Source organism: Streptacidiphilus sp. MAP12-20 (assembly GCF_041262525.1).
GTDB lineage: Bacteria > Actinomycetota > Actinomycetes > Streptomycetales > Streptomycetaceae > Streptacidiphilus.
The window spans coordinates 30,575-46,321 of the sequence record NZ_JBGCCK010000009.1; the positions used below are offsets into that span (position 1 = coordinate 30,575).

Below are 15,747 nucleotides of genomic sequence, written 5' to 3' on the forward strand. Positions count from 1 at the left end.
GATCCTCGATCACGTTTCCTGACCCCCGCCTGCGGCCCCCACCCTCCGGGTTGCCCTCCGACAGGAGCTCAGCAATGACGCACAGCTCGTCCCGCCGTCGCCGCGCCCTCGCCCTCGCGGCCTGCGCCTCGCTCTCCCTGGTCACCCTCACCGCCTGCGGCAGCAGCGCGAAGAGCAGCAACAACGACGCCGCCAACGCAGCTTCGGGCAAGCCCGTCGAGATCTCCTTCTGGACCTGGACCAAGAACTCGGACAAGGTCGTCGCGGAGTTCAACAAGACCCACAAGGACGTCCACGTCACCCTCTCGAAGACCACGGGCGGCCCGGCCGGTTACGCCAAGGACTTCGCCGCGATCAAGGCGGGAAACGGTCCCGACCTCTTCAACGTCGAGTACTCCGAGCTCCCGAACTTCGTCAGCCAGGGCGACGTGCAGGACATCAGCTCGTCCGTGAGCAGCGCGACCAGCTCCGCGCTCAGCACCGCGATGCCGCTGACCACCCTCGGCGGCAAGACCTGGGCCGTCCCCTTCGACATCGAGCCGACGGTCTTCTATTACCGCAAGGACCTGTTCCAGAAGTACAACCTGACCGTCCCGACCACCTGGGACCAGTTCAAGGCCGACGCCGCCGCCCTGCAGAAGGCCAACCCCAAGCTGCACCTGGCCAACTTCCCGACCGACGACGCCGCCATGTTCGCGTCGCTCGCCTGGCAGGCCGGCGCCCAGTGGTTCGGCACCAGCGGGGACAGCTGGAAGGTCAACTTCACCGACGCCAACACCCAGAAGGTCGCCGCCTACTGGCAGGGCCTGATCGACGCAGGCCAGGTCACCACCGACCTCAGCAGCAGCCCGGCACTCACCGCCGCCATCGGCAGCGGCAACGTGATCGGCATGATCAACGGCTCCTACGAGGGCGCCTACCTCAAGCCGATGGCGCCCACCTCGGCCGGTCAGTGGGCGGTCGCCCCGCTCCCGAACTGGGACGGCACCCCCGCCACCGGAACCATGGGCGGCTCCAGCTACGCGGTCAGCAAGAACAGCACTCACGCTGCCGCCGCGGTCGAGTTCGCCTCCTGGATGTCCACCAACGCCGACGCCGTCGCCACCCGCGTCGCGGGCGGCGCCTCCAGCGCCCTGCCCGCCGACCCGGCCATGGCCGACGTCGCACAGAAGGCTTTCGACGCGAGCTTCTACGGCGGCCAGGACATCTACGCCGTCAGCAAGCAGGCCGCGACCACCGTCAAGAACGGCTGGACCTGGGGGCCGCTGATGGTGAGCACCTGGGCCGACTTCGCCGACCCGTGGGGCAAGGTCGGCAAGGGCGGCACGATCAGCGCCGCGGTGCAGGCCGCGCAGAACCAGACCCTGTCGCAGATCAAGGCCGCCGGCCTGAACGTGACGCAGGGCTGAGGTCGCAGCCGTGGCTGTCCTCACCAAGCCGGCCGCCACGCCGCGGACGTCCGAAGGGGCGCCCGCGGCCCGCCGCCGGACCCTCCGGACCGGCGGCGCGGCCGCGGCCCTGCTCGCGCCGTTCTTCGTGCTCTTCGCGGCGGCGACGCTGGCCCCCATCGGCTATGCGCTCTGGCTCAGCTTCTTCAAGGAGCACCACTCGGGGCTCGGTTTCGGCGGCCCGCCGACCACCGTCTTCAGCGGGTTCGGCAACTACCTGGACGTGCTGAAGGACCCGGCCTACCGGGACGGCTTCCTGCACGTGGCGATCTTCGCCGTGCTCTACGTGCCGGTGATGATCGCGGGCTCGCTCACGGTGGCGCTGCTGCTCGACTCCGCACTCGCCCGGGCGAAGCGCTTCTTCCAACTGACCCTGTTCCTGCCGCACGTGGTGCCCGGAATCATCGCGGCGATCGTCTGGCTCTACCTCTACACACCTGGCGTGAGCCCGGTCGTCTCCGCCCTGCAGAGCGGCGGGATCACCTTCGATCTCGGCTCGCCGTTCGTCGCGGTGCCGTCCCTGGTCAACGTGGCGCTGTGGGAGGTCCTCGGCTACAACGTGGTGGTCTTCTACGCCGCGCTGCAGGCCATTCCGCGCGAGGTGCTGGAGGCGGCGGTCATCGACGGGGCCTCGGAGCTGCGCACCTCCTGGAGCATCAAGCTGCCGAGCATCCGCAGCAGCGTCGGCCTGGTCGGCCTGTTCACCGCCATCGGGGTGCTGCAGCTGTTCCAGGAGCCACTGCTGCTGCAGCAGTCGGCACCCGCAGTGATCACGAGTCAGTGGACGCCCAACCTCTACAACTGGGTGCAGGCGTTCAAGGACTCCAACTACGGCTACGCCGCCGCAGGATCGATTCTGCTCGCGCTCGTCTGCGGTCTGCTCTCCTTCGCCGTCACCCGTCTCTCGAACCCCTGGAGGCGGACATGACCATCGCCGCACCGTCGAAGCGCCGTCCGCGCTGGATGTCCGCCGCCGCAGTCAACTCGGCGCTGGCCCTGGCCGCGCTCTACGCGTTCTTCCCCGCGATATGGATGATCTTCGCGGCGACCAAGAGCTCCACCGGCATCATGAGCGGCCACACCCTGGACTTCTCCTACCTGGACCTCTGGGGGAACCTGAGCGGCCTGATGCACGAGGAGGGCGGGGTCTACTTCCGCTGGCTGCTCAACTCCGTGCTCTACGCGGGCGTCGGTTCGGCCTTCTCCGCGCTGGTCAGCTGCGCGGCCGGCTACGCCTTCGACAAGTACGTCTTCCGGGGCAAGGAGAAGCTGTTCGGCCTGGTCCTGCTCGGCGTGCTGGTGCCGAGCGCGGCGACCGTGCTGCCGCTCTACCTGCTCGCCAGCAAGGCGCACCTGGTCAACACGGTGTGGGCGGTGCTGATCCCCTCCGTGGTCAACCCCTTCGGGGTCTACCTGGCCCGGGTCTTCGCCCAGGGCTACGTCCCCGACGAGGTGGTCGAGGCGGCGCGCGTCGACGGCGCGGGGGAGCTGCGGATCTTCAGCCGGATCGGCCTGCCGATGATGAAGTCCGGCTTCACCACGATCATGCTCTTCCAGTTCTCGGCGATCTGGAACGGCTTCTTCCTGGCCCTGGTGATGCTCTCCGACCAGAACCTCTACCCGGTCAGCGTCGGCCTCTACATCTGGGACCAGGGCGTGGCCGCCGACGCCCCGTCGATGGTGTCGCTGGTGATCTCCGGTTCGGTCATCGCGGTGCTGCCCGTCCTCGTCCTGTTCGTCTGCCTGCAGCGCTTCTGGCGCTCCGGGCTCACCGCCGGAAGCGTGAAGTAGCCGCTGCCGGCGAGCAAGGAGCCTGATCGCATGACCGTCTCCCGACTCCACCGGCCGCGCACCGCGCTGGCCATGGACCCGGGGCTGCTGCCGCGCATCCTGGGGCCGGACCAGCTCCGCCGCCTGCACGACGTGGCCGAGGTCGCGCCCGGCAACCCGGTGCTGAACGACTTCTCGACGGCGGCGGCCAGAGCGGCCCTCGCCGAGACCGAGGTGCTCTTCACCTTCTGGGGCTGCCCCCCGGTGGACGCCGAGGTGCTGGCGGCCGCGCCGCGGCTGCGGGCCATCGTGCACGCCGCCGGCTCGGTCAAGTACCTGGTCTCGGAGGCCTGCTGGCAGCGCGGGGTGGTCGTCTCGTCGGCGGCCTGGGCCAATGCGCTGCCGGTGGCCGAGTACACCGTCGCGTCCGTGCTGATGTCGAACAAGGGGGTGCTGCGCGCCAGGGACGACTTCCGCCGACTGCGGCACCGCTCCGACTGGCACCACCGGTACCCCGAGGTCGGCAACTACCGTCGTACGGTCGGCCTGATCGGAGCTTCGCGGATCGGTCGCCGGGTGATCGAACTGCTCCGGCCCTACGACCTGGAGCTGCTGGTCAGCGACCCCTACCTCGGCGAGGACGAGGCGCGGGCACTGGGCGTGCGCAAGGTCGGCCTGGACGAGCTGTGCGCGGCGTCGGACGTGGTGAGCATCCACGCCCCGGCGCTGCCCGAGACCCGACACCTGATCGATCGATCGCGGCTGGCCCTGATGCGCGACGGAGCGACCCTGATCAACACCGCCCGTGGGTCCCTGGTCGACACCGAGGCGCTGATCGCGGAGCTGGCCTCAGGACGATTGAACGCCGTGATCGATGTGACCGATCCGGAGGTGCTGCCGGCCGACTCCCCGCTCTACGAGCTGCCGAACGTGGTGCTGACCCCGCACATCGCCGGATCGGTCGGCGGTGAGCTGCATCGGATGGCGGACTCGGCGATCGCCGAGGTGGCCCGCTTCGGACGGGACCTGCCCTTCGCCCATCCCGTGCTGCGCGAGGAACTCGACCGCACGGCCTGAGTACGGCACGGCCTGAATACCGCACGGCCTGAACCCCACACGTCTGACGGCCCACGAGCCAGCTGGAGCACCATGTCGTCACCGCTCGTTCCGACAGCCGGCCAGCTCGCCTGGCAGGAGCGGGGTTTCGGGATCTTCGTCCACATCGGGCCGAACACCTTCCACGGCCGCGAATGGAGCGACGGCACGCTCGACCCGCGCAGCTTCGACCCGATCGCACTCGACGCGCGGCAGTGGGCCGAGACCGCCCGCGAGGCGGGGGCCGCGCACGTGATCCTCACCGCCAAGCACCACGACGGCTTCTGCCTCTGGCCGACCGCCACCACGGACTACTCGGTCCGCTCCGCCCCCTGGCGGGATGGGCGCGGGGACGTGGTCGGCGAACTGGCCGAGGCCTGCAGGGAGGTGGGCATCGGGCTCGGCCTCTACCTCTCGCCCTGGGACCGGCACGCGCCCTGCTACTCCGATCCTGATGCCTACGACCGTTACTACCAGCGACAGTTGACGGAACTGTGCACCAAGTACGGCCCACTCGCCGAGCTGTGGTTCGACGGGGCAGGCTCGGAGGGGCGCCGTTACGACTGGGACGGGGTGATGGCGGTGATCGACCGGTACCAGCCGGATGCGATGGTCTTCAACATGGGCCGCCCGACCCTGCGCTGGGTGGGCAACGAGGACGGCCTGGCAGCGGACCCCTGCTGGTATCCGGCGGACCGGACCGGCGTCAGCCTCTTCGAGGGGGAGGGGCGTGCGCTCGACGGCGTGCGCTACCTGCCGCCGGAGTGCGACGTCTCGATCCGCCGCCACTGGTTCTGGCATCCGGGAGAGCAGCACCAGGTGAAGAGCCGCGAACACCTGCTCGCGATCTGGTACCGGTCGGTGGGTCTGGGAGCGGGGCTGCTGCTGAACGTTCCACCGGACCGCAGCGGTCGCTTCGATCCGGTGGACCGGCAGCGGCTGCTGGACTTCACCGGCGAGCTGCGTCGGCGCTTCGCCGCGCCGGTGGCGGGGGAGCTCGAACCCTTGCCCGACGGAGCGGCCGGTGGTGTGCGCATGCGCTTCGGGAGGCCGACCGAGCTGGACCATCTCGAGCTGCGCGAGGAGTTGACGACAGGTCAGCACATCGTCCGCCACGAGGTGCGTGCACCCGACGGCCGACTGCTGGCGTCCGGCGGCACGGTGGGCGTGCGCCGGGTGCACGCCTTCCCGCGAGCGGTCGCGGACACGCTCGAGATCCGCTGGTCGACCGCGCCGTCGCCGGACGGGACGACCGAACTACCGGCGCTCGCGGGGGGTCTGGCCCAGGTGCGCGCGTTCGCCACCGGTCACGAGGCCGTGCCTGCGCTCGAGCCGCAGCCGGAGTTCGACTTCTCCCGGGCCGACGAGCCCGAACGGCGCAGGCACGCGTGAGCCCGGAGCCGCCGGGGATCCGGTTCGGGGTGTCCACGCTCGGGCTGCCGGGGCTTCCGCTCGGCGAGACCTTGGAGTTGCTGAGCGGCTCCGGCTACAGCGGGGTGGAGTTGCGCTGTGCGCCGGAGGAGCCGGTGCATCCGGGACTCGATCGCGCCGAGCGTTCGCTCGTCGCCCGCTCACTCGCGCGCGCCGGGATCACTCCGATCGGACTGGCGGGCTATGCACGCATCGCCGAACCCGGCCCCGACGGGCCGCTGCTCGCGCACCTACGCCGCGAGATCTGGCTGGCCGCCGACATCGGGGCCCGGAACCTGCGGGTCTTCCCCGGCGCCGGGGCGCTCGCGGGCGACGCGGCGGCCCGGGCGCAGGCCGATGCGCGCGCCGTCCGGCGGCTGCGGGCGGTCGGGAGCCTGGCGCAGACCTGCGGTGTGCGGGTGCTGCTGGAGACACACGACTCGCACCGCGCCGCCGCCGACGCCGCGCGGCTGCTGTGTGCGGCGGGCGCGGGCGCGGGATCGGGGTCGGGGTCGGGCGCGGAGACGGCCGCGGGCGCGCTCTGGGACGTGCTGCACACCCGGCTCGCCGGCGACGAGCCGGCGGACGCCTTCGACCTGCTGCGGCCGCACCTCGGCTATCTGCAGGTCAAGGACGTGCGCGCGGAAGGGGACCTGACGCCGGTGGCGCTCGGCGCCGGCGTGCTCGACCCGGCCGCGGCACTCGCCGCGGCCGTGGCGGGCGGTTACGCGGGCTGGGTGGTGTGGGAGTACGAGGCGCGCTGGTACCCGGGTGCGGAGCCGTTGGCGCCGATGCTGACGGCGGGCAACGGCTGGCTGACGGAGGTCGTGACGGCTGCGACAGCGGCTGCGGCTGCCGCGGATTCGGCGAACGGAAGGCCGTCCAGGGTCCAGTGACGGTCCGCGCGCAGGCCGAGCGAGGCGAAGACCTGCGGTGCGACGTCGACGTGGCGCAGCTGCGCGACGCGCTGGCCGGGCGTGAAGTCCGGCCCGCAGCAGGCGATCCAGGCGGTGCGCTCCAGTTCGCTGTCGCCGCCGTGGCCGCCCTCGTCGACGTGCCCGTGGTCGGTCACCACGATCACCGTCCAGGCCTCGTCCGGGTAGCCGGGCCGGGCCCGGACCGCGTCCAGCAGCCGGCCGAGCCGCTCGTCCGCGCGGAGGATCGCCCCGCGGTAGTCGTCGCCGCAGCCGCGCAGATGGGCGGTCTCGTCGACCGCGCCCAGGTAGACGAAGGTCGCTTCCGGGTCTTCTTCGCGCAGTACCCGTACGGCGTCGCGGACCATCTGCTCGTCGACGGCCTCCCACTCCTCGCAGCTCTCCTCGGCCGGTGCGGCGAAGCTGAGCCGGGAGGGACCGTTGAAGAGCGGACCGCCGCTGCGGGCCAGCACCAGCGGCTCCCACCCGGCGGCGACGTAGGTGCGGCGGCCGAAGCCGTGGTTCAGGCGGGTCAGGAAGTCCGGGTAGATCGCCAGCCGGTTGCCGCTGAAGTCGTTGTTCCAGACGGCGTGCTTGGTGATGTGCACGCCGGTGGCGATGGTGGCCCAGCAGGGTCCGGACATGGTCGGCGTGCCGGAGTCGATCCGGACCGGCGCGAGGAATCCGGCGGCGACGACCTCGTCGAGGCGCGGGGTGGCCAGCTCGGGGAGCAGATCGAGGCGGACCCCGTCGATGCCGACGACGAGGACGCGGCGGGTCGGCTGGTGCGGGTCTGGCATGGCGGGCTCTCCACGGACGGAAGCAGGTGCGGGGTGGCTGGCGGCTGGACTGTGGCCACCCTAGCGGTGCGCAGCTGCTTCGGAAAGCGCTTTCCATCGACTGGAAGGAGAAACTTGTCTGAACAAGTGTTGCGATGCGTGCGGCTCAGTCCGAGGCGGTCGAGGCCCGTACCCGCAGCGCCGGCAGCAGGTCCAGGTGGCGGCGCGGCGGCTGCGCCCCTGCCGGCCCCGCTTCCGGAGCCTCGCCCATCCGCTGGAGCAGCAGCTCGACCGCGGTCTCGCCGAGCGCGTGCTTGGGCGGCGCGACCGCGCTGAGAGGCACGTCCGCGAGCGCGGCGGTCTCGTCGTCGTAGGCGACCAGCGCGATGTCCTGCGGCACCCGCAGCCCGTGCGCCTGCAGCTGCTGGAGCAGCACCAGGGCGTCGGTGTCCGTGTGCACCAGCGCCGCGTCGACCTGGCCGTCGGCGACGGCGGTGGGGAGAGCGGCCAGCGCGTCGGCGAAGTCGGTCGGCTTCGGCAGCGGGGGCGGCAGCAGACCGACCGAGGCCATGCCGACCCGGTATCCGGTGCTGATGAACTCGGCCGTGGGCGTGCCGGGGTGGGCCAGCAGCGCGATGCGGCGACGCCCCAGCGCCGCGAGATGGCGTACCGCGACGGACGCGCCGTGCACGTGGTCGGTGCAGACCCGGTCCAGCTCGGCCAGGCCAGAACCCGGCGAGGCGCGGCGCTCCAGCAGCACCGTCGGGACACCGAGCCCGAGCAGGGCCTCCTCCTCGGCGGCGCTCGGCGTCCCGTCCGGCCAGGTGGGGGTGAGCAGCAGGCCGCCGACGCCGGCGCTCAGCATCGAGGCGATCTGCGCGCTGTCCTGCTCGGGCCGGTAGTCGGAGATCCCCAGGATCAGTCGCACACCCGCCGCCGCGGCGGCGGTCTTCGCGCCGCGGATGACCTCGGCGTAGTAGTAGGACGCGGCCGGTACCAGCAGCCCGAGCACGGTGTCCGGCGGCCAGGCCGACCGGACCGGGGCGCCGGGATCCGGCCAGGTCACGAAGCCGTGGGCGCGGTGCAGCCGCCCGAGCTCGGCCAGGATCTCCACGTCGCGGCGCGCGGTCACGGCCGAGACGCCGAGCGCGTCGGCCAGGTCGGTGACCCGGAGTGAGCCGCGCTCGCGGACCAGGCGCAGAATCTGCTCGTGCCGTTCGTCGACGGAAAGGCGCACGGTTCCCCCCTCAGAGCTCGGCGACGGTGGGCGTGAGGCCGAATCCAGGTGGGACGGGACTGGCGGCTCGCCTACCGAAGCCTAGCGAATCCGCAGCTGCGCCTTTCGCGAAACAATCATCCGGTCACTCGATCAGGTCGCCCCGGCCAGTGGGGGCGGGGCGGGGCAGCTCCTGCGCTCCGTCCTGATCAGGGCCTCCGGCCTGATCAGGACGACCGCGCCGGATCACACGTCCGCGAGCCGCACGAGCGCGAAGGGGCCGCCCTGCGGGTCGCGGAGGAAGGCGACCTCGCCGTAGTGGGTGCCCAGCGCGCCCTGCTCCAGGTGTCCGCCCAGGGCCTCCGTGGTCTTGACCGCCACGTCGAGGTCCGCGACGGCGAAGTAGACCCGCCAGCGTGGTTGCGGCTCTTCGGGACCGGCCTGGCGGATGCCCGCGATGCGGTGGCCGCCGACCTTGAGCAGTATGGCGTCCTCGTCACTGGCCACCTCGGCCAGGCCGTCCTCCACGGCAGACAGGCCGAAGCACTTCGCGTAGAAGTCGGCTGCCTCCAGCACCGAGGGGGCGAGCAACTCGCTCCAGACCACGGCGCCGGGCGCCCGCCGCAGCTGCCAGCCGGTGTGGGCGTGCGGCTCCCAGATGCCGAAGGCCGCGCCGAACGGGTCGGCGGCGAGCGCAAGCCGACCGGCGTCCTCGGAGTCGAGCGGGCCCAGGGCGACGGTGCCGCCGCAGTCGCGGATCCGCTGGGCGACCTGGTCGGCGCTGTCGACGGAGAAGTAGGTGACCCAGTCGACAGGGAACCCCTCCACCGCGGCGGTGGCGCCGATGCCGGCGACCAGGCGGCCCTCCACGCTGGCTCTGACGTAGGGGCCGAGCCGGGCCGGGCCGGGCGTGAACGCCCAGCCGAAGAGCGCGCCGTAGAACTCGCGCGCCGCGGGGAGGTCGTGCGCCATCAGGCTCACCCAGCAGGGAGTGCCCTGTGGCTGCCGCAAGCTGTCACTCACCTTCCCGATGCTGCCACCTGCCGACCCCCGACGCCGCTCTCGGCGCAAGAATGTCCCCATGAATCAGTCGACGACCACCCTGATCGCCCCCGACGAGCTCGCCGCGCTGCTCGGCGGCGAGCAGCCGCCGGTGCTGCTGGACATCCGCTGGGCCCTGGGCGGACCGCCCGGTGCGGAGGAGTACGCCAAGGGGCATCTGCCGGGTGCGCACTACGTGGACCTTGACCGCGAGCTGGCCGCCGCTCCGGGCGCCGCCGGGCGGCACCCGCTGCCGGAGCCGCAGGTGCTGCAGGCGGCGCTGCGCCGGGCCGGCGTCTCCGCCGCCCGCGAGGTCGTCGTCTACGACGCGGCGACCTCGATGTCCGCGGCGCGCGCCTGGTGGCTGCTGCGCTGGGCGGGTCACCAGCGGGTGCGGGTGCTGGACGGTGGCCTCAAGGCCTGGGCGGACGCGGGGCTGCCGCTCTCGCTGGCCGAGCCGGCGGACGAGTCGGTCGGGTCCGGCGGGTCGGGGGACTTCGTCGTGACGCTGGGAGCGCTGCCGACCGTCGACGCCGACGGCGCGGGCGGCTGGTCCGGCGTGCTGCTCGACGCCCGTGCGGGTGAGCGCTACCGGGGCGAGACCGAGCCGGTCGACCCGCGCGCGGGACACATCCCCGGCGCGATCTCCGCGCCGACGAGCGAGAACGTCGACGCGGACGGACGCTTCCTCCCGGCCGACCGGCTGGCGGAGCGGTTCCTGACGCTGGGCGCGACGCCGGACGCAGAGATCGCCGTCTACTGCGGATCCGGCGTGACGGCCGCGCACAGCATCCTGGCCCTCCACGTGGCCGGGCTGGCGGCGACGCTCTACCCGGGCTCCTGGAGCGAGTGGTCCGGCGACCCCGCCCGCCCCGCGGCGACAGGCCCGCGACCGGGCCGAGCGGACAGCTGACGCGGAGCCGCGCCGCCGCAGCGCTGAGGGCTGGACCCGCACCCGGCGGGTCCAGCCCTCACGCAACGACGCGACTGCGCGCTAGTCCTGCTTCTTGCGGCGGGTGCCGAAGACGATCTCGTCCCAGCTCGGCACTGCGGCGCGGCGACCGGGGCGGACGCCGTCAGCCTCGGCCTGGCGGTCGGTGGAGCCGATGAGCCGGTCGCGGTGCGGGGTCGCGGTGCGCGGCATCAGGATGTCGGCGTATGCGGAGCCGGCGCCCGCCGCCGCCGCGGCCGGCGCCTCGGGCTCGGAGACGGCGGCAGCCGTCGCCTCGTCCGGAAGCGCGGACGGCAGCGTGGCGGGGACGACGTCGAGAATGCTGGTCAGCGCGTCGAGGGAGTCCAGCGCGTCCGCCTGCGCGGCGGCGGGATCGGGCGTGCGCTCGGGCACGCCGCGCTCGACCGGCATGCGTTCGATCGGCATGCGCTCGACGGGCATCCGCTCGATCGGCATCCGCTCGACGGGCATGCGTTCGATCGGCATCCGCTCGACGGGCATCCGCTCGATCGGGCTGCGTTCCGGCGCGTGCGGGCGCATGCCCATGCCGCGGTCGGCTCCGGGGAGTCGGGCGATCCGTGGGACGAACGGGAAGGTCGGCTCCTCGGTCCGCTCCGGGGTCTCGCCGATCAGCGCGCGCGCCTCGTCGTCCAGGGGCTGGACGAGTCGGCGCGGCGGGTCGTACGTCCAGCGAGCCTGTCGGGCCGAGCCGTCGGCGCGGTAGCCGAGGACGATCTCCCAGGTGCTGTCGTCGCGCCGCCAGGAATCCCAGACGGTGCTGTCCTTCTCCGCTCCACGCAGCAGCAGTCGCTCCGCGACCGCGTCGCCGAGCTGCGGCCCTGTGCTCTCGCCGGCGCGGCGGACGGAGGTCTTGCGGGCGCGCTCGGCCATGAAGGCGCGCTCGGCCAGGACCGGTCCCTCGAAGCGGCGGACCCGCTCGACGGAGATGCCGGCCTGCTGCGCGACCTCTTCGGCCGTCGCCCCGGCTCGGATCCGGGCCTGGATGTCACGCGGGCGCAGGTGGCTCTCGACGTCGATCTGGCCGAGTCGGGGTCGGTCGCCGCGCACGGCGGCGCGCAGCCGCTCGTCAATCGGAAGGAAGTATTCCGTCGAATCGGCAGCCTTGAGCACCAGTCGTGAGCCGTCATTGCTGACGGCTACGACACGCAGTTCGGGCACGGTTACCTCCCGGGTGGTGCCTGCCGACGTCACCTGCGTCGCTGCTCCCGTAACGAGTGTGGCGTGCCGAGGGGCGGCGGACCACAACATTGCAGAGTTACCCGGTGTGTCGGCCTCTATCCGCGACTCACCGTTATGGCACAGTTACTTCTTTTGACTCAGTGTCACTTTTCGTCGCTTCTCTTCTCCCTGGCATCGCGTCTTGCGCGGCGAGCGCCCCGGGACGAGCGTCGCCGACCGCGCGCAGTCAGGCCTCACGAACAGTACTCCATTCGTGGCGCCCGGATGGTGCGGCTCGCGGCTCAAGTGTGCCCCGAATCACCGGATTCTCAAGGGTTGCCACTCCGATGGCGGTCCGCCGGGAGACGTACGGTGATCATCTTCACACATTTCGGCCATCCGGAACCTCTCCGTCCATCGAACGGTCGTACCTGGTGCACGATGGAGAAAGGCGGATATCGAGGGGCATTGATGGAGGATTTGGATACGTCGGGCCGAACGTCCGAGCGAAGGACCCTCGATCTGAGCGTGGCGCAGGTGGCGGCGAGCGCCCTCGCGGCGGTGGTCGGAGCGGTGCTGGCCTCGCAGCTCGGTGTGTACGGGACGATTCTCGGCGCGGCGGTGGTGAGTGTCGGCGCGACGACCGGGGGTGCGCTCTTCCAGCACCTGTTCCGGCGCACCGGCGAGCAGCTCCGGGAGATGTCGAGCGGCGCGGCGCTGGTCGAGCCCTCGCATCCGGCGGAGCCGGTGGAAGAGCGGGCAAGCGAGCGGACCGGCGAGAAGACGCAGGTCTTCGACCCGTTCGACCCGGGTGGCGAGCGGACCCGGATGATGGCGCGAATCAACCCGCCGGAATCAGCCGAGGCCGTGGCTGTTTATCGCGGGCGGAACACCTGGAAGCCGAAGAGCTGGAAGGTCTACGCGGTCACCGCGACGCTCGTCTTCGCCCTGGCGATGGGGACGGTCGGCGTGATGGAGCTGGTGGTGGGCAAGCCCGCCGGTCAGTGGGGCGGCAGCAGCGGGAGGTCGAACTCCGGCACCTCCGCTCCGGCCGACCCGTCCGGCGGTGGGCAGGGCACGGGCGGGCAGAGCACCGGCGGGCGGTCGAGCAACGGATCGGACAGCAAGCAGCAGGGCGCTGCCACGCCGAGCACGAGCCCGTCGTCGAAACCCAGCGCGAGTCCGAGCCCGAGCACGAGCCCGAGTACGGACACGACACCACCCCCCACGACGCCGTCGGGCTCACCGAGCTCCGGCTCCGGTTCAGGGGCCGGTTCGGGCTCCGGCACCTCGGGCGACGCCGCGACCCCGAAGGTCACGCCGTCGCCCTGAGCGGCCGGTGGGCGTCTGGGCAGGTCAGTCGCCGAGCACACGCCGCAGGTAGTCGTTGGCGAAGCGGCGCTCGGGGTCGACCCGGTCCCTGAGTGCCGTGAAGTCGGCGAAGTGCGGGTAGGCCTTCGCCAGGTAGGCGGCGTCGCGGGTGTGCAGCTTGCCCCAGTGCGGGCGGCCCTGATGGGCCGTCATGATCTTCTCCACCTCGGTGAAGTAGCCCTGGTCCGCGGTGCCCCGGTAGAGGTGGACCGCGATGTAGGCGGTGTCGCGCCCGTTCGCGGTGGACAGCCACAGGTCGTCGGCGGGCGCGACGCGAACCTCGACCGGGAAGCTGACCTTCCAGTCGGAGCGTTCGACCAGCCGCTTGAGCTCCCGCAGCACCGTCGTGGCCGCCTCGCGCGGGACCGCGTACTCCATCTCGACGAAGCGGACCCGGCGCGGGCTGGTGAACACCTTGTACGAGACGTCCGTGTACGTGCGCTCGGACCAGGCCTTGCTGGCGATCTTCGCGATGCCGGGGATCGTCTTCGGCAGCGCCCGGCCGACCCGGCAGGCGCCTTCCCAGACGGTGTTGGACAGGAAGTCGTCGTCCAGCCACTTCTTGAAGTTCGGCAGCGGCGCCGCCGGGCCCTCGCTGCGGTTGTTCCGCTTGGTGCTGCAGCCCTCGGTGTGCGGGAACCAGTAGAACTCGAAGTGCTCGTTCCCGGTCGCCAGCTCCTCGAAGCGGCCGACCACCTCGTCGAAGGACATCGGCTGCTCGTGCGCGGTGAGCAGGAAGGCGGGCTCCACGCCGAAGGTGATCGCGCTGACGACGCCGAGAGCGCCGAGGCCGAGGCGGGCTCCCTGGAACAGCTCGGGGTTCTCGGTCGGGGAGCACTGGGTGACCGTGCCGTCGGCGAGGACGATCTCCAGGGCCTTGATCTGCGCGGCCAGTGAGCCGGAGGCGCGGCCGGTGCCGTGGGTGCCGGTGCTGGTGGCGCCCGCGACGGTCTGCACCATGATGTCGCCCATATTGGTGAGCGCCAGGCCGGCGTGCTCCAGCAGCTGGTTCAGCTTCTCCAGTCCGAGTCCGGACTCGACCGTGACCGTGCCCGCCGCGTGGTCGATCCCGCGCACGGCGGTCAGGCGGTCCGGGCGGATCAGCACGCCGTCGGTGGCGGCGATGGACGTGAAGGAGTGGGCGCTGCCCACCGCCTTGACCGGCAGGCCGTCGGAGGTCGCCGCGCCGATCGCCTCGGCCAGCTCGGCGACCGAGCCGGGTGCGACCACCCGTCGCGGGCGCGCGGTCTGGTTACCGGCCCAGTTGCTCCACAGACCTGGCTGGGTCTGCGTGGTCTGGGTCTGCGTGGTCTGCGTCGACACGTGCACGCTCCTGCTGTTCCGGAGCCGACCGGAGCCGGCGTGAGCCGAGGAACGCCGCGGCGAATGCGAGCGTCGCGGCGGCCACGGTCACCCGGAACCCGGCGTCGGCGCCCGCGGCGTCCACCACCCAGCCCGCGGCCGAGGAGCCGAAGGCCACGCCGACGGCGAGCCCGGTGGTGGTCCAGGTCATGCCCTCGGTCAGTTTGGCCGCAGGCACGATCCGTTCCACCAGCCCCATGGTGGTGACCATGGTGGGGGAGATGGACAGCCCGGCGACGAACAGCGCCAGCGCCAGGGCCACGAGGTTCTTCACGAATAGGAGCGGCAGCATACTCACTGCCAGTGTGATGATCCCCACCAGGAACCGCCGGGAGAGCGGTCCGCGCAGTTTCAGGGCCCCGAAGACGATCCCGGCGATGCAGGAACCGAGCGCGTAGACCGCCAGCACGATGGAGGAGAGCGACTTGTGGCCGAGGTGGTCGGCGAAGGCCACGGTGGTCACCTCGACGCTGCCGAAGACCGCGCCGACCCCCACGAAGGTCAGCACCAGCACCAGCAGGCCCCGGGTGCGCAGCGCGGACGTGCCGCCGGCCGCCTGGGCGGCCGGGTGCGGCGGGGGCTCGGTGCGGCCCTGGGTGCAGAACAGCAGCACGCCCACGGCGAGGAAGATCGTCGCGAGCAGCGGGCCCGCCTCCGGGAACCAGGAGGTCGACAGGCCGACCGCCAGGATCGGTCCGACGATGAAGACGATCTCGTCGACCACCGACTCGAAGGAGTACGCGGTGTGCAGCAGCGGCGAGCCCTTGTACAGGTGCGCCCAGCGGGCACGGACCAGCGAGCCCATGGCCGGCATGCAGCCGACCACGACCGCGCAGACGAAGAGCGTCCAGTCGGGCGCGCCGAGGGCGGCGCAGAGCAGCAGGGCGCCCATGGCGGCGACGGTGACGCCGGTCGCCGGGAGCACCACCCTGGTCTGGCCGAACCGGTCCACCATGCGTGCGACCTGCGGGCCGAGCAGGGCCGCGGCGAGCGCGCAGGTCGCCGAGACCGCGCCGCCCAGGCCGTAGTCGCCGCGGAGCGTGGAGAGCATGGTCACCAGGCCGATGCCGACCATCGACAGCGGCATCCGGGCGATGAGTCCGGCAGCCGAGAACGCCAGGCTGCCCGGGGCCTCGGTGAAGATCCGGCGGTAGGCGGAGAGCGCGGACAACGCGGCGGACACAGGAGCTCCGTAAGGAATGTGGGTGGT

General features: G+C 72.0%; 13 protein-coding genes and 1 pseudogene. 8 read left to right on the forward strand and 6 right to left on the reverse strand.

Going from position 1 to position 15,747, the window contains the following annotated elements; all coding sequences use genetic code 11:
• Nucleotides 1–74: 74 nt before the first annotated feature.
• The 6 genes from ABIA32_RS14090 to ABIA32_RS14115 all read left to right on the forward strand — a co-directional run bounded on the left by ABIA32_RS14090 (nucleotide 75) and on the right by ABIA32_RS14115 (nucleotide 6,619).
• Complete coding sequence (locus ABIA32_RS14090) at nucleotides 75–1,409, forward strand: ABC transporter substrate-binding protein (protein ID WP_370094721.1); 1,335 nt, start codon at nucleotides 75–77, stop codon at nucleotides 1,407–1,409.
• A 10-nt stretch (nucleotides 1,410–1,419) separates the two neighbouring features.
• Nucleotides 1,420–2,376 (forward strand): carbohydrate ABC transporter permease, encoded by a 957-nt coding sequence (locus ABIA32_RS14095; protein WP_370094723.1) that lies wholly within the window; start codon nucleotides 1,420–1,422, stop codon nucleotides 2,374–2,376.
• Nucleotides 2,373–3,239, forward strand: a complete 867-nt coding sequence (locus tag ABIA32_RS14100; RefSeq protein ID WP_370094725.1) for a carbohydrate ABC transporter permease — start codon at nucleotides 2,373–2,375, stop codon at nucleotides 3,237–3,239. Before ABIA32_RS14095 ends, ABIA32_RS14100 begins: the two co-directional genes overlap by 4 nt.
• Nucleotides 3,240–3,269: 30 nt before the next feature.
• The gene (locus ABIA32_RS14105; RefSeq protein ID WP_370094727.1) at nucleotides 3,270–4,295 is read left to right on the forward strand and encodes a hydroxyacid dehydrogenase; all 1,026 of its coding nucleotides are present in this window, start codon (nucleotides 3,270–3,272) and stop codon (nucleotides 4,293–4,295) included.
• A 72-nt stretch (nucleotides 4,296–4,367) separates the two neighbouring features.
• The gene (locus tag ABIA32_RS14110; protein WP_370094729.1) at nucleotides 4,368–5,705 is read left to right on the forward strand and encodes an alpha-L-fucosidase; all 1,338 of its coding nucleotides are present in this window, start codon (nucleotides 4,368–4,370) and stop codon (nucleotides 5,703–5,705) included.
• Nucleotides 5,702–6,619, forward strand: coding sequence for a sugar phosphate isomerase/epimerase family protein (locus ABIA32_RS14115; RefSeq protein ID WP_370094731.1), 918 nt, complete (start codon nucleotides 5,702–5,704; stop codon nucleotides 6,617–6,619). The genes ABIA32_RS14110 and ABIA32_RS14115 overlap by 4 nt, the downstream gene beginning before the upstream one ends.
• 161 nt (nucleotides 6,620–6,780) lie before the next feature.
• Here the strand turns inward: ABIA32_RS14115 and ABIA32_RS14120 are convergent.
• The 3 genes and pseudogenes from ABIA32_RS14120 to ABIA32_RS14130 all read right to left on the reverse strand — a co-directional run.
• Nucleotides 6,781–7,437: pseudogene (locus tag ABIA32_RS14120) on the reverse strand (alkaline phosphatase family protein); the annotation flags it as partial.
• Nucleotides 7,438–7,582: 145 nt separating this feature from the next.
• Nucleotides 7,583–8,653 (reverse strand): substrate-binding domain-containing protein, encoded by a 1,071-nt coding sequence (locus ABIA32_RS14125; RefSeq protein WP_370094733.1) that lies wholly within the window; start codon nucleotides 8,651–8,653, stop codon nucleotides 7,583–7,585.
• Nucleotides 8,654–8,878: 225 nt separating this feature from the next.
• Nucleotides 8,879–9,655, reverse strand: a complete 777-nt coding sequence (locus tag ABIA32_RS14130; RefSeq protein WP_370094735.1) for a VOC family protein — start codon at nucleotides 9,653–9,655, stop codon at nucleotides 8,879–8,881.
• A gap of 58 nt (nucleotides 9,656–9,713) precedes the next feature.
• On the opposite strand from ABIA32_RS14130, the gene ABIA32_RS14135 reads away from it, so the two are divergent.
• Nucleotides 9,714–10,586, forward strand: a complete 873-nt coding sequence (locus tag ABIA32_RS14135) for a sulfurtransferase (RefSeq protein WP_370094737.1) — start codon at nucleotides 9,714–9,716, stop codon at nucleotides 10,584–10,586.
• Between the two features lie 81 nt (nucleotides 10,587–10,667).
• Here ABIA32_RS14135 and sepH read toward each other — a convergent pair whose 3' ends face one another.
• On the reverse strand, nucleotides 10,668–11,837 hold the full coding sequence (gene sepH / locus ABIA32_RS14140) for a septation protein SepH (RefSeq protein ID WP_370094739.1): 1,170 nt from the start codon (nucleotides 11,835–11,837) through the stop codon (nucleotides 10,668–10,670).
• Between the two features lie 495 nt (nucleotides 11,838–12,332).
• Between sepH and ABIA32_RS14145 the strand changes: the two genes are divergently transcribed.
• Complete coding sequence (locus tag ABIA32_RS14145) at nucleotides 12,333–13,136, forward strand: hypothetical protein (RefSeq protein WP_370094741.1); 804 nt, start codon at nucleotides 12,333–12,335, stop codon at nucleotides 13,134–13,136.
• A 24-nt stretch (nucleotides 13,137–13,160) separates the two neighbouring features.
• Here the strand turns inward: ABIA32_RS14145 and ABIA32_RS14150 are convergent, their stop codons facing one another.
• Nucleotides 13,161–14,498 carry a D-arabinono-1,4-lactone oxidase gene (locus ABIA32_RS14150; protein WP_370094743.1) on the reverse strand — a complete coding sequence of 446 codons (1,338 nt, stop codon included), beginning with the start codon at nucleotides 14,496–14,498 and terminating at the stop codon, nucleotides 13,161–13,163.
• Complete coding sequence (locus tag ABIA32_RS14155; protein WP_370094745.1) at nucleotides 14,428–15,720, reverse strand: MFS transporter; 1,293 nt, start codon at nucleotides 15,718–15,720, stop codon at nucleotides 14,428–14,430. Before ABIA32_RS14155 ends, ABIA32_RS14150 begins: the two co-directional genes overlap by 71 nt.
• Between the last annotated feature and the right edge of the window lie 27 nt (nucleotides 15,721–15,747).

What these genes read in the sequence shown, in the direction of transcription:
- ABIA32_RS14090 (WP_370094721.1), top strand. Translation starts at nt 75, where the DNA reads ATGACGCACAGCTCGTCCCGCCGTCGCCGCGCCCTCGCCCTCGCGGCC.
- ABIA32_RS14135 (WP_370094737.1), top strand. Translation starts at nt 9,714, where the DNA reads ATGAATCAGTCGACGACCACCCTGATCGCCCCCGACGAGCTCGCCGCG.
- ABIA32_RS14105 (WP_370094727.1), top strand. Translation starts at nt 3,270, where the DNA reads ATGACCGTCTCCCGACTCCACCGGCCGCGCACCGCGCTGGCCATGGAC.
- ABIA32_RS14110 (WP_370094729.1), top strand. Translation starts at nt 4,368, where the DNA reads ATGTCGTCACCGCTCGTTCCGACAGCCGGCCAGCTCGCCTGGCAGGAG.
- ABIA32_RS14100 (WP_370094725.1), top strand. Translation starts at nt 2,373, where the DNA reads ATGACCATCGCCGCACCGTCGAAGCGCCGTCCGCGCTGGATGTCCGCC.